At 52.8% G+C, this 19,793-nt stretch carries 21 protein-coding genes; 11 read left to right on the forward strand and 10 right to left on the reverse strand.

Going from position 1 to position 19,793, the window contains the following annotated elements:
* Positions 1-4: 4 nt before the first annotated feature.
* Entirely contained in the window at positions 5-2,143 is a 2,139-nt protein-coding gene (locus EPV75_RS02595; RefSeq protein ID WP_128384360.1) for a TonB-dependent receptor plug domain-containing protein, read from the reverse strand.
* 93 nt (positions 2,144-2,236) lie between these two features.
* Between EPV75_RS02595 and EPV75_RS02600 the strand changes: the two genes are divergently transcribed.
* The 5 genes from EPV75_RS02600 to EPV75_RS02620 are packed head-to-tail and all read left to right on the forward strand — an operon-like array spanning position 2,237 to position 6,305.
* Positions 2,237-3,328, forward strand: a complete 1,092-nt coding sequence (locus EPV75_RS02600) for an ABC transporter substrate-binding protein (protein ID WP_128384361.1) — start codon at positions 2,237-2,239, stop codon at positions 3,326-3,328.
* The gene (locus EPV75_RS02605; RefSeq protein ID WP_128384362.1) at positions 3,325-4,359 is read left to right on the forward strand and encodes a FecCD family ABC transporter permease; all 1,035 of its coding nucleotides are present in this window, start codon (positions 3,325-3,327) and stop codon (positions 4,357-4,359) included. The genes EPV75_RS02600 and EPV75_RS02605 overlap by 4 nt, the downstream gene beginning before the upstream one ends.
* On the forward strand, positions 4,352-5,110 hold the full coding sequence (locus EPV75_RS02610; RefSeq protein WP_128384363.1) for an ABC transporter ATP-binding protein: 759 nt from the start codon (positions 4,352-4,354) through the stop codon (positions 5,108-5,110). Before EPV75_RS02605 ends, EPV75_RS02610 begins: the two co-directional genes overlap by 8 nt.
* A complete protein-coding gene (locus EPV75_RS02615) occupies positions 5,107-5,709 on the forward strand; it encodes a hypothetical protein (protein ID WP_128384364.1) in 603 nt (200 codons plus the stop codon). Before EPV75_RS02610 ends, EPV75_RS02615 begins: the two co-directional genes overlap by 4 nt.
* Positions 5,706-6,305 (forward strand): hypothetical protein, encoded by a 600-nt coding sequence (locus tag EPV75_RS02620; protein ID WP_128384365.1) that lies wholly within the window; start codon positions 5,706-5,708, stop codon positions 6,303-6,305. Before EPV75_RS02615 ends, EPV75_RS02620 begins: the two co-directional genes overlap by 4 nt.
* Before the next feature lie 42 nt (positions 6,306-6,347).
* Here the strand turns inward: EPV75_RS02620 and EPV75_RS02625 are convergent, their stop codons facing one another.
* The 6 genes from EPV75_RS02625 to hslU are packed head-to-tail and all read right to left on the reverse strand — an operon-like array spanning position 6,348 to position 12,537.
* On the reverse strand, positions 6,348-7,634 hold the full coding sequence (locus EPV75_RS02625; protein WP_128384366.1) for an NCS2 family permease: 1,287 nt from the start codon (positions 7,632-7,634) through the stop codon (positions 6,348-6,350).
* Between the two features lie 52 nt (positions 7,635-7,686).
* Positions 7,687-9,336: a ubiquinone biosynthesis regulatory protein kinase UbiB gene (gene ubiB, locus EPV75_RS02630; RefSeq protein ID WP_128384367.1), complete on the reverse strand. Its 1,650-nt coding sequence runs from the start codon at positions 9,334-9,336 to the stop codon at positions 7,687-7,689.
* A complete protein-coding gene (locus EPV75_RS02635) occupies positions 9,333-9,968 on the reverse strand; it encodes a ubiquinone biosynthesis accessory factor UbiJ (RefSeq protein ID WP_128384368.1) in 636 nt (211 codons plus the stop codon). Before EPV75_RS02635 ends, ubiB begins: the two co-directional genes overlap by 4 nt.
* 27 nt (positions 9,969-9,995) lie before the next feature.
* Positions 9,996-10,754 carry a bifunctional demethylmenaquinone methyltransferase/2-methoxy-6-polyprenyl-1,4-benzoquinol methylase UbiE gene (gene ubiE, locus EPV75_RS02640; protein ID WP_449768858.1) on the reverse strand — a complete coding sequence of 253 codons (759 nt, stop codon included), beginning with the start codon at positions 10,752-10,754 and terminating at the stop codon, positions 9,996-9,998.
* 52 nt (positions 10,755-10,806) lie between these two features.
* Positions 10,807-11,190, reverse strand: coding sequence for a gamma-butyrobetaine hydroxylase-like domain-containing protein (locus tag EPV75_RS02645; RefSeq protein ID WP_128384370.1), 384 nt, complete (start codon positions 11,188-11,190; stop codon positions 10,807-10,809).
* A gap of 27 nt (positions 11,191-11,217) precedes the next feature.
* Positions 11,218-12,537 (reverse strand): ATP-dependent protease ATPase subunit HslU, encoded by a 1,320-nt coding sequence (hslU, locus tag EPV75_RS02650; protein WP_128385611.1) that lies wholly within the window; start codon positions 12,535-12,537, stop codon positions 11,218-11,220.
* A gap of 134 nt (positions 12,538-12,671) precedes the next feature.
* On the opposite strand from hslU, the gene dapF reads away from it, so the two are divergent.
* Positions 12,672-13,529 carry a diaminopimelate epimerase gene (gene dapF / locus EPV75_RS02655; RefSeq protein ID WP_128384371.1) on the forward strand — a complete coding sequence of 286 codons (858 nt, stop codon included), beginning with the start codon at positions 12,672-12,674 and terminating at the stop codon, positions 13,527-13,529.
* A gap of 258 nt (positions 13,530-13,787) precedes the next feature.
* The gene (locus EPV75_RS02660; RefSeq protein ID WP_068647433.1) at positions 13,788-14,459 is read left to right on the forward strand and encodes a DUF484 family protein; all 672 of its coding nucleotides are present in this window, start codon (positions 13,788-13,790) and stop codon (positions 14,457-14,459) included.
* 108 nt (positions 14,460-14,567) lie between these two features.
* Here the strand turns inward: EPV75_RS02660 and EPV75_RS02665 are convergent, their stop codons facing one another.
* Positions 14,568-15,035, reverse strand: coding sequence for a helix-turn-helix domain-containing protein (locus tag EPV75_RS02665; RefSeq protein ID WP_192894021.1), 468 nt, complete (start codon positions 15,033-15,035; stop codon positions 14,568-14,570).
* A 290-nt stretch (positions 15,036-15,325) separates the two neighbouring features.
* Between EPV75_RS02665 and EPV75_RS02670 the strand changes: the two genes are divergently transcribed.
* On the forward strand, positions 15,326-16,174 hold the full coding sequence (locus EPV75_RS02670) for a GGDEF domain-containing protein (protein ID WP_128384373.1): 849 nt from the start codon (positions 15,326-15,328) through the stop codon (positions 16,172-16,174).
* Between the two features lie 21 nt (positions 16,175-16,195).
* On the opposite strand, the gene EPV75_RS02675 is transcribed toward EPV75_RS02670, so the two are convergent.
* Together EPV75_RS02675 and EPV75_RS02680 are read right to left on the reverse strand one after the other, a co-directional pair.
* The gene (locus EPV75_RS02675; protein WP_128384374.1) at positions 16,196-16,819 is read right to left on the reverse strand and encodes a MarC family protein; all 624 of its coding nucleotides are present in this window, start codon (positions 16,817-16,819) and stop codon (positions 16,196-16,198) included.
* A gap of 45 nt (positions 16,820-16,864) precedes the next feature.
* Positions 16,865-17,536: a nitroreductase gene (locus tag EPV75_RS02680; protein ID WP_128384375.1), complete on the reverse strand. Its 672-nt coding sequence runs from the start codon at positions 17,534-17,536 to the stop codon at positions 16,865-16,867.
* A gap of 71 nt (positions 17,537-17,607) precedes the next feature.
* On the opposite strand from EPV75_RS02680, the gene EPV75_RS02685 reads away from it, so the two are divergent.
* Genes EPV75_RS02685 through EPV75_RS02695 form a run of 3 tightly spaced genes read left to right on the forward strand, consistent with a single transcriptional unit; the run spans position 17,608 to position 19,749 of the window.
* Complete coding sequence (locus EPV75_RS02685) at positions 17,608-18,561, forward strand: tyrosine recombinase XerC (RefSeq protein ID WP_128384376.1); 954 nt, start codon at positions 17,608-17,610, stop codon at positions 18,559-18,561.
* 57 nt (positions 18,562-18,618) lie between these two features.
* Positions 18,619-19,170: an ATP-dependent protease subunit HslV gene (gene hslV, locus EPV75_RS02690; protein WP_029939691.1), complete on the forward strand. Its 552-nt coding sequence runs from the start codon at positions 18,619-18,621 to the stop codon at positions 19,168-19,170.
* 3 nt (positions 19,171-19,173) lie between these two features.
* Positions 19,174-19,749 (forward strand): YqhA family protein, encoded by a 576-nt coding sequence (locus EPV75_RS02695; RefSeq protein WP_082672032.1) that lies wholly within the window; start codon positions 19,174-19,176, stop codon positions 19,747-19,749.
* The last annotated feature ends 44 nt before the right edge of the window (positions 19,750-19,793 follow it).

Genomic DNA, 19,793 nt, shown 5'->3' on the forward strand with positions numbered 1-19,793 from the left:
GGCATTAGAATCCGATGGTCAAGCCGACCTTGAAGTTACGTCCCGGCTGAATCAGCGGATTGGTCTTACTTTTCGGATAGTTGATGTTTTCCGGTACGGTCGGCATGGAGTAGCTGACATCAAAGATGTTTTCGATGCCGAATCGCAAGTCGGTGTCTTTGAAGTACTGTCCGAAGAAAATCCCCGGATTCACACCCGTGTAGAAGTTGAACACCATGTAACCGGCGCGTTCGCGTTCGATGGATTTGTCGACCACGTCGTTGTCGGTTGCCCATTCGGTGGTGCCTTCAAAGTAATATTGGTACTGACTGGCCGCATCGTAGCGCAAGCTGGCGAAACCGTTCAGCGGCATGATTTGCGGTAACGGTTCGTTGCTGACGGTGTCACGTCCTTCAATCCAGCTGATGTTGGTCATGGCGGTGACTTCGCGAGTCGGTTTCCAGGTGATGTCAAACTCCACCCCATTGATGGTGGCTTTACCGACGTTCTGGATTTGCTTGGCCGGGTTACCGTTGTAGGTGGTATCGGCCGTGGTAATCAGGTTGTCGAAGTCACTGCGGAACGCGGTCAGATTGGCGCGTACGGTTCGGCTGTGGAAGCGTGTCCCGATTTCATAGGTGATACCGGTTTCCGGTTTGATGTCCGGATTCGGAATGCGGAAGTCGGAGTACACGCCCGTGCCCACGGCGGACACCTCGGTCGTTGACGGCGCTCGGAAAGAGGTGTTGACGTTCCCGACCAAGTCAAAGTTCGAGTTCAGCATGTAAATCGCGCCGATGCCGCCGGTTGGCTGGGTGTTTTCGGTGTCGCCGGCATCGTCGAACAAGGCTTTGGTCGTCGGGTCGGTGATGTAATCGGTGTCCAGGCCGGTTTTCACATAGTCATAACGCAAACTGCCCGATAAGGTCAAACGGTCGGTGGTATCCCACTCCTGTAGCATGAAGACCCCAACATTCTGTTGGTAGGATTTCGGGCTGGTTTTCTTTTTCGGACCGCCTTTGACGCGTTGCTCTGATGAGTCACGGCGCTCGTCATACCAATCCAAACCGTAGGTCGACACCACAGGCGCCGATGACCAAGGTGCTACGGCAATCAAACGTCCGCCATAGGTCACCGGACCGTTGACGTAGCTGTCAACATAGGTCGATGGGTTATTGGTGTTCGGAACAACGTGGACATGTGTGTACAGTTCGCGGCGGTATAAAGAGGCTTCCACCGATTCCACCCAGGCGTTATCGAATTCGCCTTTATAGCCCAAAGAGACATAATCTTCGCGCATCGGATCTTCGCGCATTTCACGTTGCAGTTGCCCGGGTTCGTTACCGGCGCCCGGTGCGGCGAATTGTCCGCCGGCACGGCCGCGTGTGACGTCCGCCGACTTGGCAATCACTTCAACACGTTGGCCTTCTGTGAAGGTGTAACCGATACGGGCGTCGTAGTTTTGTACGTTGTAGTCGGAGTTCGGAATGGTTCCTTCCGGCGACTCGTAATCTTCGGCGTTACGCGCATTCAATCCCAGCAAGACATCGAAACCGTCTCCGGCACCGGCCAGTTGCAAGCGTCCGGCATAACCGTTGTTGACACTTTGGTATTCCATGTCGACCAAGGAGTTGGTCAATTTAAATGGCGCCATCACGTCGCCTTCCGCACGTTTGGTGGTGACGTTGATGACACCGCCGAAGGAGTCGGTTCCGTAAAGGGAAGACGCCGGGCCGCGAATGACTTCAACGCGTTCAACCTGATTCGGGTCCAATAATAAATATTCCAAGGTGTTTCGGCCACGGAAACGGTCACCGTTGATGAACAGTGGGGCACGGAAATTCTGGGTGCTGAAACCGCGAATCACGATTTGGCCGGACAACATGCCGTCCGGCGCCATGGAAACGCCCGGCAATTCATTCATCAGGGTAGTCAGGTTCGTGGCTTGGCGCGTCTGAATGGCTTCATTGTCCACCACCGAAACTGACTTGGTCACGCTTTCCAGCGTTTGCTCGCTCCGGTTGGCTGAGACCTTGACGCTCGGAATCACGGTGGACGATTTTTCCGTTGTCTGTTTTGTGTCCTCAGCGGCCAGCAGGCCTGGTGAAAATAGGGCAGAAGTCGCCAAAATCGCACTGGCGGCTGTCCATTTTTGTTTTGCCATGATAGAAAAACCTTGTTATATTATCGAAAGAATTGATAATAGTATTGCAATTGATAACCAATATCAATTATATTTTTTGTAGGGAAATTAAAAATGTTTCATTTTGGGGCTCCGGCCACGTCCGGTGTCGGGCGATTTTTATGGGGCGCGTGGCTGAGCATGTTGGCCCTGTCGGCACAGGCGGAGCCGGTTGTGTTTACCGATCAGCAACAGCGCGAAATTGTCTTGGAGCATCCGGCGCAAAAAGTGGTGATGATTCCGATTCCCGGTGCGGGGATGGCGATTTCGGTTGACCGGAATGCGCAGCGGTTGACGGCGATTCACCCGTCGGCCAAAGCGGCGATTGAAGAAAGCCTGATGGGAAAAATGTTCCCGAAGAGTCTGGCGCTCCCGACCGATGCGGTCGGGCAAGGCTTTATGCCGAATGTGGAAACGATTTTGCAGCAGCAGCCGGACTTGGTGTTTCAGTGGGGCTCCATGGGGGAAGATGTGGTGGCACCGCTGGAAAATTCCGGTTTGAATGTGGCCTTGATGAACTATGGCAAAGAAGACGATGTCATTCGCTGGTTTGAGATGATGGGAGAGGCCTTTGGTCAGCAGGAGCGGGTGACCTCTTTATTGAAATGGCGCGCGGATGTGCGTCAGGATGTGTCGGCCAAAATGGCGTCTGTGCCGTCGAAATCCAAGCCGAGAACCTTGTATTTTTTGCGGTTTCAGTCGCAGAAACGGGTAGCGGGTCCGGCCAGTTATAACGACTTCTCCATTGGCTTGGCCGGGGGGCAAAATGTCGTGACCGGCGGCAATTTTAAAGAAGTCAATGTCGAGCAGGTCTTGGTTTGGGACCCGGAAGTGATTCTACTCAACAACTTTGAAAGCGATTTAACCCCGCAGGACATCTACCAGCACCCGATTTTATCGGCCACCTCGGCCGCCATTCATAAGCGGGTGTATAAAATGCCAATGGGTGGAGCGCGCTGGGATCCACCGGGCCAGGAATCGCCGTTAATGTGGATGTGGCTGGCGAATATCTTGCAGCCGGACGTGGCCGATTATGACTTGCGAGCGGAAATGAAACAGGCCTATCGACGGTTATACGATTACGAACTGACGGACGCCGACATCGTCGACATCCTCCATGCCGACGTCAATGCGGGCAGTGTGGGCTATGAAGGGAGTACGCCATGAGTTGGGTGGAAAAACACCGTCGTCAAACCCTGCTGATGTGGCTGTTGTTGTTCGCCTGCCTCGTGTTGATGATGGTTTCCTTGGGCGTGGGACGGTTATCGGTGCCGTTTCATCAGATTCCGGCGATTTTACTGGATAACCTTTGGCCGATGGACGGTTCCTGGAGTGCGGTTCAAGAGCGTGTCGTGGAGCTGGTGCGCGGCCCGCGTATTTTGATGGCCGTGGTGGTCGGTGCCGGTCTGGCAGTGGCCGGGGCCAGTTTACAAGGCGTTTTCCGAAACCCGTTGGTTGGCCCGGACATTATCGGGGTGTCCTCCGGCGCGGCCTTTGGAGGCGCCTTGGCGATTTGGCTGTTCGACAGCAGTGTGATGACGGTTTTGCTGTCCTTTGTGTTCGGTTTGGCGGCGATGGTGATTGTGTCGTTCATCAGCCGGGTCGGCGGGCAAAGCCCGATGCTCTTGCTGGTGCTGTCCGGTGTGGTCACGGGCGCGTTTTTCAGCGCCTTAGTGTCGCTGATCACCTACCTGGCCGATCCGGAGGACCGATTGCCGGCCATCGTCTATTGGCTGTTGGGCAGTTTTGCCTCGGCCAACTATGACAGGGTGTGGATTGTATTGGTACCGACCTTAATCGGTTCTCTGGTGATTTTCGGGATGCGCTATCGCATTAATATCCTGTCGCTCGGAAATGAAGAAGCGCAGGCGCTGGGCGTGAAAGTGGAAAAAGCTCGTTGGCTGATTTTGATTATGGTGGCCTTGATTGCCTCGGCAACGGTCGCGGTGGCGGGCGTCATTGGTTGGGTCGGTTTGGTGGTGCCGCATTTCGCTCGAATGTTGGTCGGGGCGGATCATCGTTTGTTGATTCCGGCATCCGCCATCATTGGTGCGGGCTATTTGGTGATTATCGATACCTTGGCACGCAGCGCGACCACCTCAGAAATTCCGCTCGGTGTATTGACCGCGTTGGTGGGGGCGCCGCTCTTTGTTTGGCTGCTGCGAAAAACGCAGGCGGGAGGTTGGCGCAATGCTTAAATTGGATAATGCCGGTTTCTACTACGGTCAGAAAAACTGGGTGTTCCGGCGCCACAGCTTTGAAATCGATCCGGGTGAAATCGTGGCGATTCTCGGGCCGAACGGCCGGGGCAAAACCAGTCTGCTGAAATCCATTATCGGGTTGCAATCCTTGTCGGAAGGGCAGGTGTCGGTATCCGGTGAAATCGGTTACGTGCCGCAAAGCACCGATATGATGTTTGAATATCGGGTGCTGGATGTTGTCGTGATGGGCCGAGCCCGTCATATCGGGTTTTTCGCGTCGCCCAGCCGGGAAGATTACCAAATGGCGCATCAAGTGTTGCAGGAGCTGGAAATTGACGACTTCACCGAGCGATCGTTCAGCCAATTGTCGGGCGGTGAGCGTCAGTTGGTTTTGATTGCGCGAGCCATTGTCTCGGAGTGTGACATCATTGCGTTGGATGAACCGGCTTCGGCCTTGGATTTTCACAATCAGGACAAGGTGCTGCAAACCTTGAAACGGATGGCCAAAGAACGCCGCTTGACGATTTTATTCACCACCCATTATCCACAGCATGCCTTGTATCTGGCGGATCAGGTGTTGTTGATGTTCGATACCGAAGCCTATCGCTTCGGCCCAGTCAGTGACTTGATGCAAGACCACGTCTTGTCGGAACTGTATAACATGCCGATTCACCGCACCACGCTCGACTACGGAGAAGGCCGTGTCGAAACCGTGGTGCCGGTGTTCGGTGCGGAGAAACCTGCATGAAACCGATTTTATATGTCATGAGCCTGCCCAATCAGGGGCAGGCGTTTTGGGGACAACCCGAGTTCAAGGAGCGCGTGGTGGTCGTGGACCAGTACGGTTTGGCGGACATCGAGTGGCACAATTACAGTGGCGTCATCGTTTCCATGCACAGCGACCAGCGTTGGTTGCAGACCTTGTCGGACCGTATCGCCGATTTTATGAAGCAAGGTGGCTGTTTCGTATTTCAAGGCCATATCGCCTATCCGTTTTTACCGGAATTGCAACGCTTTACGCCGATGCCGTCTCCGACGCTTGAGGATTTTGCGGTACAACTGCATGAACCCCATCCGGTGTTCGCCGGATTTGAGGCGACATCCTTTAATTGCCGTAAAGGCGTCGCCGGTTTTTGGGGGCGGGGTGCGAATCCGGCGCCGCCCGGCAGCCGCATTCTGAACACCATGGGGCAAGGCGCTTATCCGGTGGATTGGGAATGGACTTACGGGGATGGCAAACTCTTTATGCACGGTGGAAACGATTTATGGACCAATCGTGAGTCGATGGCGGAAAACACCCAATTGTTCCGTCAATTATTGGATTGGATTCAGGAGGTTGAACAATGAAAATCGGCGCACTCGACGGTGGCACCTCATACCATTACGTGGCCTTGCATCAACCGCCGTTCAATCAATATATTGATCGAACCATATACCTACCCGAATTGGCCGAGACCAGCTTGGACGATTTGGATGTGCTGATCGTGACCTGCCGAAGTCATCCGGAACAATTACGCCGCAATGCCGACAAGCTGCAAGCCTTCCTGGCACAGGGCAAGACCTTGATGATTATGGGTGAAACCGAACCGCAGACGTGGATGCCGGGCATCGAACAGGAAGCAGTACCGCTGAATTACTGGTGGTGGCTGGAGCCGGACGGCGAATTCGATTTGGAAGTGGCAAACCCCGACCATTCGATTTGGCAATATTTGTCTTTGGCGGATATGACATGGCATTACCACGGCCTGTTGAACCCGCCGGAAACCGCCACGCCGTTGCTGGTGCATAAAGAGACCGGGCAAGCGGTGCTTTGGGTGGGCGATCATTTTCAGGGCGGAAGCGTGTTGGTGACCTCTCTGGACCCATTCTTTCATCACGGCAGTCATTTCATGCCCGCCACCACGCGCTTTCTGCACGGTTTTTTCCAGTGGCTCAAAGCTTGAAAAACGCCCAGGCCTGGGCGTTTTTGATGTAAGAGGTTTCGGTTACAGAACGAACGTCAAGCCGCTGATCAAGGCGATAATGAAAATGCCGAGGTTCAAATCGGCGAACTCCCGTTTCACCAATTTCAGTGCCACATACACCAGAAAACCGGCGGCAATTCCGGTGGTGATGGAGTAGGTCAAGGGCATCAGCAGAACAATCAGAAAGATGGCGGCATTGGTCGCCAGATCCTGTTCCTGGAAGGCGACTTTGCGTAATTCGCCGAACATGAGAATCCCCACAATCACCAGAATCGGATAGATGGCGTTTTCCGGCAAGGCCTGAAACAACGGCAGCATAAAGAGCGTCAAAACAAACAGCCCGGCGGTGACGACGGCGGTCAACCCGGTGCGCCCGCCTTGTTCCACCCCGGCGGCGGATTCGATAAAAGCGGCAATCGGCGTGACGCCGAGCAAGCTGCTGCCTGCGGTGGCAATCGCATCGGTTTTCAAGGTTTTTTCCAATGAGGCGTCGTTTTTGGTTTGTTCCTGAAACAGGTGGGCGCGAGTGCCGATGCCGGTCAAGCTGCCAAGCGTGTCGAACATGGTGGTGATGAGAAAAATCAGTATCACCGGCAATAACGACAACGAAAACGCCGAAACGATGTCCAGCTCAAACGCGATGGGTTCAATCGACGCCGGCCAGCTGAATAAGGTTTTCGGCACTTCCGCCAAGCCGACAGTCCAGCCGACAATTGACGTGATGACAATGGAAAACACAAAGGCACCGGTGACTTTATAGGCGTACAACACCAACGCCACGAAAAAACCGAAAATGCCCAGCAGCACCGTCGGGGAGGAAAAGTCGCCCAGTGTGACTAAGGTCGCGTCGCTGTTGGCGATGACGCCCATCTGTTCCAAACCGATAAAGGCGATGAATCCACCGATACCGGCGCTGATGGCGCGCCGCAAATCAATCGGAATCGAATACATGATCCAGGCACGGAAAGGCGTGAATGACAGAATGATGAACAGAACACCGGACAAAAACACCACACCCAACGCGGTTTGCCAGGGAATTTGCATCCCCAGTACCAGGCCATAGGCGAAATAGGCATTCAGTCCCATGCCTACACTCATGGCAATCGGTGTGTTGGACCAAAGGCCGTTCATTAAGGTGGCGAGAATGGTGATGAGCGCGGTGGCGGTGATGACGGCTTCCATCGGCAAACCGGCGGCGCTGAGGATGTAACCATTCACCGGCACGATGTAGAGCATGGTCAGAAAGGTAGTGAGCCCGGCGATGAACTCGGTGCGGACAGTGGTGTTGTGCTGTTGCAGGTGAAACATCGTGTGTCCTCCGTTAAGAATAGCTTTATGCGCTATGTCGTGCGCCGGCGGCTTAGGTCTTTTTCAAAATCAGGTAGAGTCCTGTCAAACCGAATAAGGTTTGTAACCAAGGCAGCCAAGCCGGGTTCAACCATCCGAATTGCGCCAAGACGGCCGGGAAAACTGCAGGAATCAACAAGAGGGCGCCGATAAAGCGGTTGCGTTGTGCTTTGCTTTGTTTGGCCAGTTGCTGTTCCAGTTGTTCAATCTGTTTGGACGACTGGTTGAAATCGGCTTGTGACAGTTTTTGCAGGCCGTTATGCAGCAGGCCTGGCAAATGTGGGGCTTGCTCAATCCAGTAGGGCAGGTTGGCTTTGGTGTTTTTGACCAGGCTTTTCAAACCGACGCGCTCTTGCATCCAGTCTTCCAGAAACGGTTTGGCGGTGTCCCACAGGTCGAGTTCATCGTCCAATTGACGCCCTAAGCCCTCAATGTTCAACAGGGTTTTCTGTAACAGCACCAATTGCGGTTGCACTTCCATGCCAAAGCGCCGCGCGGTTTGGAACAGGCGCATCAGGAACAAACCGAAAGAAATTTCTTTTAAGGGACGGTCCCAAATCGGTTCGCAGACCGAACGAATCGCCGATTCCAGTTCGTTGACGCGGGTATCCGCCGGCACCCATTCCGACTCGATGTGCAGTTCCGACACCCGTAGGTAATCGCGGTTGAAGAACGCCAGGAAGTTTTCGGCCAAATAACGTTGATCTTCCGGGTTTAAGGTGCCCATGATGCCGAAATCGATGGCGGCATAACGGCCGTCCGGCAAGACGAAAATATTGCCCGGGTGCATGTCGGCGTGGAAGAAATTGTGTTTGAACACCTGGGTGAAAAAGATGGTGACGCCTTTGGCGGACAAGTCGGTCAGGTCGATTCCGGCTTCAATCAGTTGGTCGACTTCGGAAATGCGGATGCCGCGGATGCGTTCCATGGTCATGACATTGTCGTTGGTGTGTGACCAGTAGATTTCCGGCACATAGAGGAGGTCGGAGTTTTCGAAGTTACGGCGCAGTTGCGAGGCATTGGAGGCTTCGCGCATCATGTCCAGTTCGTCGAGAATGGTTTTCTCGAATTCTTCAACCACTTCCACCGGGTGCAGGCGTTTGGTTTCTTTGACCGCCGCTTCCAGTAAACCGGCGAGGGATTTCATAATGGCCACATCCTGCTCAATCACCGGTTTAATGTCCGGACGCACCACCTTGACGACCACTTCGGTACCGTCGTATAGGCTCGCGGCATGCACTTGTGCGATGGAAGCCGAGGCCATCGGTTTGGGATCGAAACTGGCGTAAGCCTCTTCAATGGAGCGTTTCAAACCGCGTTCAATGATGGCAATGGAGTGCTGTTCGTCGAAAGGCGGGCAGTCGTCTTGTAATTTGCGCAGTTCGGTACCGATGTCTTCCGGCAGCAAATCCTTGCGGGTGGAAAGCGCCTGGCCCAATTTGATGAAAATCGGGCCGAGTTCTTCCAGCGCTAAACGGATGCGTTCGCCGCGCGAGCCCTTCGAGGCAGGGCGCCAGTTCCACGGCAGGAGTTTGTTCAGCAGCAATAACCAGGCATATTTGCTGTGGCTGAGCACCATTTTGTCGATTTGGTAATGGGTCAGGACTCGGTTGATTTTAATAATGCGCGTCAATTGACGCCAAGGGCGTTGGATGAAATTCATGAAAGGGCGTCACTTAAAGCTTGAAGTCGTTTTTCGAGGGCGTCAACAGCCTGGGTTGTTTGTTGTACATCGCGTTTGAAGCGTTGAACCTGCGGGCCTGTCGGTAGGAGTTCGATTTCGAATTGCAGATATTCCCGCAGCGTATGGCCGGCTTTACGCTTGGCGCTTTCAACGGTTTTTCGGCCTTCTCGAACGGTGCTGCCGACTTTGAACGCCACCATGTCACCGGTGATTTTCGAAAGTTGTTCTTCCCAATCGATATTCAGGGTGTACACGCCTTGAATGAAGTCGGCGGCTAGGGTTTCGTCACCGCTGGCGTCGTAGTTCGGTTGGCGGGCAATCCAGTCGAGGCTGGTGAGTTGAATGTGCGTGTCCGGCGCGCCCATCAGGTGGTTTTGTACCGAGAAGGCGCCTTGGTTATCGGCATCGATTTGGTAAATCAGGAAAAAGGTCTGGCCCAGGTCGGTGAAGGTGAGTTGAACAACCTTCTCGTCACACGGCGCAAGGGCTTGGCCTTGCATGTCATCAAGCTGAACCGCTTGATTCAACAATGTTTCAAACAGTTTGGAAAGCGCGGTTTTGACCAGGCCTGGTGATTTTTCAGTGAGTGATTCGTCGTGTCGGTTGTCCATTTCGATGCCTTTCCTTTTCGGGCGCGTTCAGTATTTCCAGCCGCGGTGTAGGGCGACAATGCCGTTCGACATATTGATGTATTCCACCTTGTCGAATCCGGCGTCCAGCATCATTTGTTTGAGGGTTTCCTGATCCGGGTGCATGCGGATGGATTCGGCCAGATATTGATAACTGGCTTCGTCGTCGGCGATGAATTTGCCCATTTTCGGCAGGATGTTGAAGGAATAGAAATCATAGGCCTTCGCCAGCATCGGTTGGGTGACTTTGGAGAATTCCAACACCATTAACTGGCCGCCCGGTTTCAGCACGCGGCAGATTTCGGCCAGGGCTTTGTCTTTGTTGGTGACGTTGCGCAAGCCAAAAGAGATGGTGACCAAATCGAACGTATTGTCCGGGTAGGTCAAAGCCTCGGCGTTGGTGATGGTGTAATCGACATTGCCGATGATGCCGTCATTGGTCAGACGGTCACGGCCGACGCGCACCATGCTTTCGTTGATGTCCGCCAGTACCACACGGCCGGTTTTTCCGACGCGTTTGGCGAAGGCTTTGGTCAGGTCGCCGGTGCCGCCGGCTAAGTCCAAAACGGCTTGCCCCGGGCGAATGCCGCTGAGTTCGATGGTGTGGCGCTTCCATAGGCGGTGGATGCCGAGCGACATGACGTCGTTCATAATGTCATAATTACCGGCGACGGAGTCAAACACCCCTTTGACCTTTTTGACTTTCTCGTCCAATGGCACTTCGGTGAAGCCGAAATCGATGGTTTTTTTCTCGGTGTGTGCGCTCATCATCTTGTCCTAGTGCTGTTTAATCGGTTTACGTTGCGGCCGGGTTGTTGGGTTACAGCAGTTCGCTTAAATCGGTCGGCGGCATGTCCGGGTGTTTGTGGCCGGCTTTCTGCAAACGTTGCAGATAATCCTGCCAGTAGTCGTCGTAATGCTGGCCGAGTTCGTACAAGCGTTCCCAAGTATAAATACCGGTGTCGTGGCCGTCGTCGAAGTGCAGTTTAACACCATAATTCCCCACCGGGGTAATGCCTTCGATGTTGACGTTACGCTTGCCGACTTGCAAAACCTCTTGGCCCGGCGCGTGGCCGGTGACTTCGGCCGACTGCGAATACACCCGCAGGTATTCGCAGGGCAGTTCAAACACCTCGCCGGTGTCGAACGTCACCACCAGTTGCCGTGATTTCTGTTGCAGTTTAATGTCTGTTGGAGTTGCCATCGTCTGTTTCCCTGCCGGTCAATCGCGTTACAGAATGTATTGCGACAAGTCCTGGTCTTGTGACAAATCGCCAAGCCGTTCGTTGACGAAGGCCTGGTCGATGACGATTTTTTGTCCGTCGTTGTCCGGCGCGCTGAAAGAGACCTCTTCCAGCAGATGCTCCATAACGGTATGCAAACGTCGCGCGCCAATGTTTTCGGTGCTTTCGTTAACATGGTAAGCAATTTCCGCCAGGCGTTGAATGCCGTCGTCGGTGAACTCGATATTGACCCCTTCGGTTTGCAACAGGGCGATCGCCTGCGTGGTCAGGGCGGCTTTCGGTTCGGTCAGAATGCGGATGAAATCTTCCACTTTGAGGGATTTCAGCTCGACGCGAATCGGCAAGCGGCCTTGCAGTTCGGGAATCAAATCCGACGGTTTCGACAAGTGGAAGGCGCCGGAAGCGATGAACAGAATGTGGTCGGTTTTAATCATGCCGTATTTGGTGGAAACGGTGGAGCCTTCAATCAACGGAAGCAGGTCGCGCTGCACGCCTTCACGGGAGACGTCGCCGCCGGAAGCTTCCTGACGTTTGGCGACCTTGTCGATTTCGTCGATAAACACGATGCCATTCTGTTCGACGTTTTCGATGGCTTTGGCTTTCATATCTTCCTGGTCGATCAGGCGCTGGGCTTCTTCTTCGGTCAGATGTTTCATCGCCTGTTTGATCGGCAGTTTGCGTTTTTGTTTTTTGCCCTGGTTCAGCCCCTGGAACATTTCCTGGAGCTGATTGGTCATTTCTTCCATGCCGGGCGCGCCCATGATTTCCACATGCGCCGGCGCAGCGTTCAGGTCGATTTCAATTTCCTTGTCGTCCAAATCGCCTTCGCGTAGGCGTTTTCGGAACTTCTGGCGGGTCTCGGACATATTGTCGTAGCTTTCATCTTCATGGCCGCGCGCCGGTGGCAACAAAATATCGAGGATGCGCTCTTCGGCCAGGTCTTCGGCTTTGCGTTGCACGTCTTTCACCGCTTGTTCACGGTGTAGCTTGATGGCATTTTCTGCCAGATCCTTGATGATGGAATCGACTTCGCGTCCCACGTAGCCGACTTCGGTGTACTTGGTGGCTTCGACTTTGATGAAGGGGGCGTTGGCGAGTTTGGCCAGACGGCGGGCGATTTCGGTTTTCCCGACCCCGGTCGGCCCGATCATCAAAATGTTTTTAGGTGTGACTTCCTGACGAAGTTCTTCCGGTAATTGCGCGCGGCGCCAGCGATTTCGCAGGGCGATGGCCACCGATTTTTTGGCTTCGGACTGACCGACAATGTGGTGATCGAGTGCGTGGACAATTTCCTTGGGTGTCATCATCTTAAGCGGGTTTCCTTCGGTTTGTTTGGCATTCGGAGGCGATTCCGAATTGCTGATGTTCATGGAATTCGTTTATTATAAAGGAATTGATGCCATGATTGATAAACGAATGAGGCCGGACACGACCAAATACCATGACTAATTCCTTACGATTCTCAAAAATGCACGGTTTGGGCAATGACTTTATGGTCATTGATGCAACGCGCGACACCATCGAACTGACAGCCGACGAAATCCGTTTTTGGGCCAATCGGCATTTCGGTGTGGGGTTCGACCAACTGTTGATGGTGGAACCGGCCAGCACGCCAGGCGTGGATTTTCGTTACCGCATTTTCAATGCCGACGGTTCGGAAGTACAACAGTGTGGCAATGGCGCGCGCTGCTTTGCGCGTTTTGTGTACGACAAAGGTTTGACGGACAAAACTGAAATTCAAGTGGAAACCGCGTCCGGTCTGATTGTGTTGTACATTACCGACGATGGCTGGGTGCGCGTTAATATGGGCGCGCCGAATTTTTTGCCGGAAACCTTGCCGTTCGATATTCCGGTGGAATCGGAACAGTATGAGTTGGAAGTGGATGGCGACCGCTTTGAAATCGGCGCGGTGTCGATGGGCAACCCCCATGCGGTGTTGCGTGTCACCGATGTGGTGTCCGCGCCGGTGGCGGTTTTGGGTGAGAAAATCGAATCGCACCCTTTGTTTCCGGAGCGTGTCAATGTCGGTTTTGCCGAGCGGGTGGACGATGCGCACATCAAACTGCGGGTATATGAACGTGGCGCGGCGGAAACGTTGGCTTGCGGTACCGGTGCCTGTGCGGCCATGGTAGTGTTGCGTCGCTTGGAAGAAGTCGGCGATGCGGTGACGATTTCATTACCGGGTGGCGACTTGCTGGTGGAGTGGGATGGCAACCCGGAGAGTCCGGTGTGGATGACCGGACCGGCGGTGTTTGTGTTTGAAGGTGAAATTAAAAGAGGAGTGCCAGGGCGAGTGTAATGCCCTAAATAAAATGCCTATCAGCGAGTCAAGAAAATGTCGTCTGCTAGGCACATCCCGCTGTAAATGGCCCGCCCTTTGCAAGGGAGGTAACAACGCAGAGGGCGTTTTCTTGGCTCGCCCGAAGGGAAGCCCTCAAATTTCCCAATTCTGCGTTGCAGTTCTTGACAAGGGAATGCCATTGCCTGCAAACTGCGCCTTGACTTGAAAAATTTGAGGAGCTTCTGAAATGATCATTTTATTTAGGACATTACACTTGTGTCGAGTCTGTTAAACGACATTCATGCGGAAGATGTCGCAAATTATCTGAACCGTAACCGAGAGTTCTTTCATGTTTTTCCCAATCTGCTGAATGAGTTGAGCATTCCGCACCCCAAGAGCGGACAGGAAGTGTCGCTGTTGGAACGCCAGGTATTTCAGTTGCGGGAACAGCGCGATTCACTACAGGTGGAGGTGGATACCCTCAAAGACATCGCCGGTGAAAACGGCGTGTTGCTGCATAAAGTGTACGATTTTTCCTATGCGCTGATGGCGACGGAAACCGAGCAGGCGGCGGTGGACGAAGTGTATCGTGTCATGCATGAATTGTTCGAGGTGGAAGAAGTCACGATGATTTCCTGGGATGTGCCCAAGCAAATCGTCAACGGCTTGCATCAACTCGGTTTCTCCCAGGCCTGGTCGAATTCGTTGAAAGAGACTTTGCAGCCCAATAAGCCGGTGTGCGGATTATTGGAAGATACCTGGCAGCGCGGATTGTTTCATACCGACCAGCCGATGCAATCGGTGTGTGTGATTCCGCTGGGGCGGGATCGTGTTTGGGGCGCACTGGCATTGGGCGCCACCACCGATCGTTTCAGCCCCGAATTAGGCACCTATTTTCTGAAAGTGATGGGGCAGATGGTGACGGCACGTTTGCAGAGACTGTTTTAAACACGGTTTTTAACGCTTCGTTCGTCTGCTCAATTCGTTTCATGTTTCTTGTCAAAACGCCCAGGCCTGGGCGTTTTTTTGTCTCTAACGTATCGAGTTCATTTCGTTTTAAAGACGTCTCAGTTCGGCTTTGAGATCGGACAGAGTGTTTTGTTCCATTTCGATGCTGGCTTCCCATATGGCTGGGCTTTGGCTGTGGGAGGCGATTTCTTGAATGTTGTTGAGGCGTTTTTCGGTGTTGGCGATAAGCTTGTTGAGGACGATGCGTTCGATTTCGTGCAGTTGCGGGGATGTTTGATAGCTCCCTTCTGGTTCAGCGACATTTTGCGGCGGGTATTTTTCGCCTTTTCCGGTGGCGAGCCATTCCACCGTGACACCGGATTGATTGGCGATGGCAATCAAACGTTCCAGGTTCGGAGTGGATTCGCCATTGAGGTATTTTCGCAACGCCGTTTCCGATAATTGACAACTGCGTGCAAATGAACGCACGCTCTGGAAGGCAATCAACTCTTTTAAACGCAAAGCAAAATCCCTGGCTATGTTTTTCAGGCCTGAATAATGGCCTATGGTCTGCACGTGGCCATCCATTAGTCGCGTAACCTATCGAGTCGAAAAGTGTTTTTCGGCGTCGTGTCCAGTTTTAAAGAACAAATGCGTTTTTTTGAGTTGCATATCCGTTTTTTTGCGCGTAATATACACTTTGGAATAAGAATAATTACGAACAAGGCTTTAAAATAACACAACACCCTATAGGAATTTTACCATGAAGCTTTATTAAATAAAGCTTCTTAACCCTAATGAACGTAGGTTTTTGTTTTTAAACCAGTTTTCTGGAGGTGTGTGCGTGTCTCAAAAAAGGGCAAGCTATGATTCACCATATCAGCCGGTTGCACTATGACAGTCTAGCCGGGCAAGTGGAAGCGGCGCGCAATGTGGTGGCGTCGCATGTCAATTGGTTGGCGTCACGCTCGGTGTGTTTGAATGTCGATGAGTTACGAACCTATTCGACCCATGTGCCATTTGACGAATGGTACGATTCGTTAGCGCAGTTGGGCCTGTCACGAACCGAAGAATACCGCAAGTTGGGTGAGTTGCGGGACCGTATGATGCGACACCATGCCGAGCTGGAAAGTGCGGTTCAGGACGGGCAGTGGCACCAACGTTTCTTTTTACTTCACCAGCATTTTTTCGACCTGCTCACCGAATTCTGTCAGAACTTTCATATGGTGTTCAATATGTACGATTACCTGACCCATCTGCCGAACCGCAAGCTGTTCGATTTGATGGTCGATAAGGGGCATATGAAGGGCGCGCTGGTGATGGCGGACGTGGATCACTTTAAACGTATTAATGATCAGCACGGTCATGACATGGGTGATCAGGTGCTGGAACAGATCAGTCGTTTTTTCTTGAATGAATTGAAGTCGGGTGAAGTCATTGCGCGCTATGGCGGTGAGGAATTCATTTTTTACTTTCCGGCCATGGCGCCGGATTGCGCTCAGGATAAAATCGAACGCATTCGGGAAGGGGTTCAAACACTCGATTTCGGGGATTGCCGTCAGACCTGTTCATTCGGCATCAGTCAAGTGGATGGCGAATGTGTGCCTTATAAACAAGCTTTGTGTCGCGCCGACAAAGCTTTGTATCACGCCAAAAACACCGGGCGCAACCGCACGGTGGTGTATGAGGTCGAGTGGGGGAATCGCCCGGTTTAAGGTTACCTTTCCTATCCCAATTTAAGCCAGGCCTGGCAATAATTCTTTAAGGCCGTTCGCCAGCATTTGGAACGCAATCGCCGTTAACACCATCCCCATGATTTTCGACACGATGTTCATCCCTGTCACACCTAACTTTCGACTGATGGGGCCGGCAAAGTAAAGCACCAGCCAGAACAGTAAGCCGATGCCCACGGCGACCAGAGAAATGATGAAACGGTCTTCGAAGGTCGGGAATTTTTGCGTCGCCAGAATCAGGGTGGTAATGGCCCCGGGACCGGCGATAATCGGAATGGCCATTGGCACCACGGCAATGGAATCTTTTGTTTGTGCTTCTTCATGCTCTTCCGGCGAGTGGGTCATGGCGTCGGTTTTGCTGCGCAGCATCGACAGCCCAAGCAGGGCGATGATGACACCGCCCGCTACTTCCAGTCCCGGAGGGGTGACACCGAAGGCTTTTAACAGCAAACTGCCGACCCAGGTGACAAGCAACATAATGACGGTAATGGCAATTGCGGTTTGTCGTGCTATGGCTTGTTTTTCGGCTTCGGTGCGGTTGGCGGTCAGTCCGGCGAAAATGGCCAGGTTGCCGGCCGGATTTGTCACGGTGAGCATGGTGATGGCAAAGGTGATTAAGTGTTCCATTAACGCCGTTCCTCAGGTGAATGGTTTTCTGTATTCTACTGAATTTTAGTCGTAGAATTGAGTAAAGTTTTCAACCGGTTCTCTTTCCGTTCGATACTGATTGACCGGGTGGTTCGTGTCTTCATAGCCGATGGCCATGCCACCGATTAAAATTTTATCATCCGGCATATTGAGCGTTTGCCGAACAATGTCGGGATATTCGCCCAAGGCTCCTTGCGGGCAAGTGGCCAGGCCCTGCTCGATGGCCAGTAACATAATGTTTTGTAAAAACATTCCGTAATCCAAATAGGAACCGGTTTCCAGGACATCGTCCATCCAGAAAAAGAGTGCAACGGGCGCATCAAAGGCGCGATAATTGGCCGCCCATTGTTGGCGTTGTTTTTCCTTGTCTTCACGGGCAATGTTAAGGGCGCCGTAGAGCTGTTTTCCCGTCGCGACTCGGCGCTGCTTGTATGGAACCGTCCAGGTTTTTGGATAATATTGGTATTGCATTTCACCGCGGATACCGGCGTCAAACTCTTTGAGCATGCGGCTTTCCAAGCGCTGTTTGGTTTCACCGGAAACGACTGAAACCTGCCAAGGCTGTGTGTTAACACCAGAAGGTGCGTAACGCGCTAAGTCCAAAATTTGATAAATTTGCCCGTCATCAACGGGTTTGTCTAGAAAGGCACGGGCGGCATGCCGGGTTTTTATGGCGCTGGAAACGGTGGATGTCATTATTTTCTCGTATGATGGTGCTGAATTTTATTTAAAATAGAGCTTTGAGTTGTTTGTTGAAGGCCATTATTTTGAGTGATTTCAGTCAGTTTATCAAGCAACTGCAGCGGTTGAATAAGTCGGCTCATACCGTGAGCAATTATCAGCGTGACCTATTGGGGTTACTGGTGTTTTATCGCGGCGATTTTTTGCAAGAACCGTTGGACGAGCATACCTTGAAAAATGACCAGGCCTGGGCGTTTTTGGAAGCCTTCAACGATTGGCGCGATATTTCGACCGAAGTGATTCAAGCGTTTGTCGCGTTTCGCATGGAGCAAGGCATTGCCGCCCGAACGCTGGCGCGTCAGTTATCGGCGGTGCGTTCGTTTTACGATTTCTTGCTGGAAGAAGGGCGTGTCGGTCATAATCCGGCCAAGGGCGTCAAAGCGCCGAAACAACCCAAGCCATTGCCGAAAAGCCTGGATGTGGACCTGACCCGCCAGTTAATGGAGCAGCCGCTGGAAACCTGGCAGGATGTACGGGATCAAGCCATTTTTGAACTGTTGTATTCCGGCGGGTTACGGGTATCCGAACTGGTGGACATGGATTTATCGCCAGGCCTGGACAATTTGCACGACGGTTGGGTGCGCGTGCTGGGCAAAGGCCAAAAAGAACGGGATGCCCCGGTGGGCGCGCAGGCTCAAAAAGCCATTCAACACTGGCTGTCGATTCGCGCCGATTACGCCAAGCCCGACGAAAAAGCGGTTTTCGTGAACCGTTTCGGCAAACGGTTGGGGGTGCGTTCCATCCAAAAACAACTGGATGAACGCACCTTAAAAGCCGGTTTGCCGACCAAGATGTCGCCGCATAGATTGCGGCACGCCTGCGCAACGCATGTGTTAGAATCTAGCGGGGATTTACGGGCGGTGCAAGAAATGCTCGGCCACGCCAATTTATCCACCACACAGATTTACACCAAACTGGATTTGCAGCATCTGGCAACGGTTTACGACCAAGCGCATCCGAGAGCGAAAAAGAAACCTTAAACGGTTTTGGCGCTCTGAACGGCAGCCAAATTCAGTCAAGCGAATGGAAAGAAGACGATGAGTGAACAGACTTTTCACGGAACCACGATTTTATGCGCCAAACGCGATGGCCAGATGGTCATTGGCGGCGATGGCCAAGTGACGTTGGGGCACGTTGTGATGAAGGGCAATGCCCGCAAGGTGCGCCGCCTGTACAACGGTAAAATCCTGTCCGGTTTTGCCGGCGCGACGGCCGATGCGTTCACCTTGTTCGAACGTTTTGAGGGCAAGTTGCAGACGCACAATGGCCAGTTGATGCGCGCCGCCGTGGAAATGGCCAAAGACTGGCGTACCGACCGTGCCTTGCGTAAGTTGGAAGCCATGATGCTGGTGGCGGATGCCGATAACATGCTGTTGATTTCCGGCACCGGTGATGTCATCGAACCGGCGCACGACTTCATCGCCATCGGTTCCGGCGGAAACTATGCGCATTCCGCGGCTCAGGCCTTGATGCAAAACACCGAATTGTCGGCGCGTGACGTGGTAGAGAAATCTCTGAACATCGCGGCCGATTTATGTATTTACACCAACCACAATCTCACGATTGAAACCTTGGAAAAAGAGGATTGAACCATGAGTGTTACGCCCGAAACATCGGAAAACGCCCAGGCCTGCCCGCCGGAAACGCAGGGCAAAAGCGAAAAATACTTTGAAAGTTTTCTATGGAATAGCCGGTTTGTGGTGCTGTTCGCGGTCATCGCCAGTTTGTTGATGGCGTTCGGCATTTTCTACATGACCTCGATTGATGTCTACTACACCTTGGCGCATTTGACGCATTATCATGAATTGACCGATATGGAGCGCGCCGAGCTGAAATCGCAAACCGTCGCTCATGTGGTCGGTTCGGTGGACGGCTTCCTGTTGGGAGCGATTATGTTGATTTTCTCGTTGGGCTTGTATGAGCTCTTCATCTCCAAAATCGACGAAGCCGAAGGCGCAAAAAGTGCCAGCAAGATTTTGATGATCAAGTCGTTGGACGACTTGAAAGACAAACTGGCGAAAGTCATTTTGCTGATTCTGATTGTCATGTTCTTTGAACAGGCTCTGTTCTTAAAGCCGACGGCCCCGCTGGAGTTGCTGTATTACTCATTGGCGATTATGTTGGTGGCCTTGGCCTTGTACCTTTCACATAAAGCCTATGCGCATTAAATTACGACCGCATTAGCCTTAATTGGCATCAACAAAAAAACATA

This window comes from Hydrogenovibrio thermophilus (assembly GCF_004028275.1).
Taxonomy (GTDB): Bacteria; Pseudomonadota; Gammaproteobacteria; order Thiomicrospirales; family Thiomicrospiraceae; genus Hydrogenovibrio; species Hydrogenovibrio thermophilus.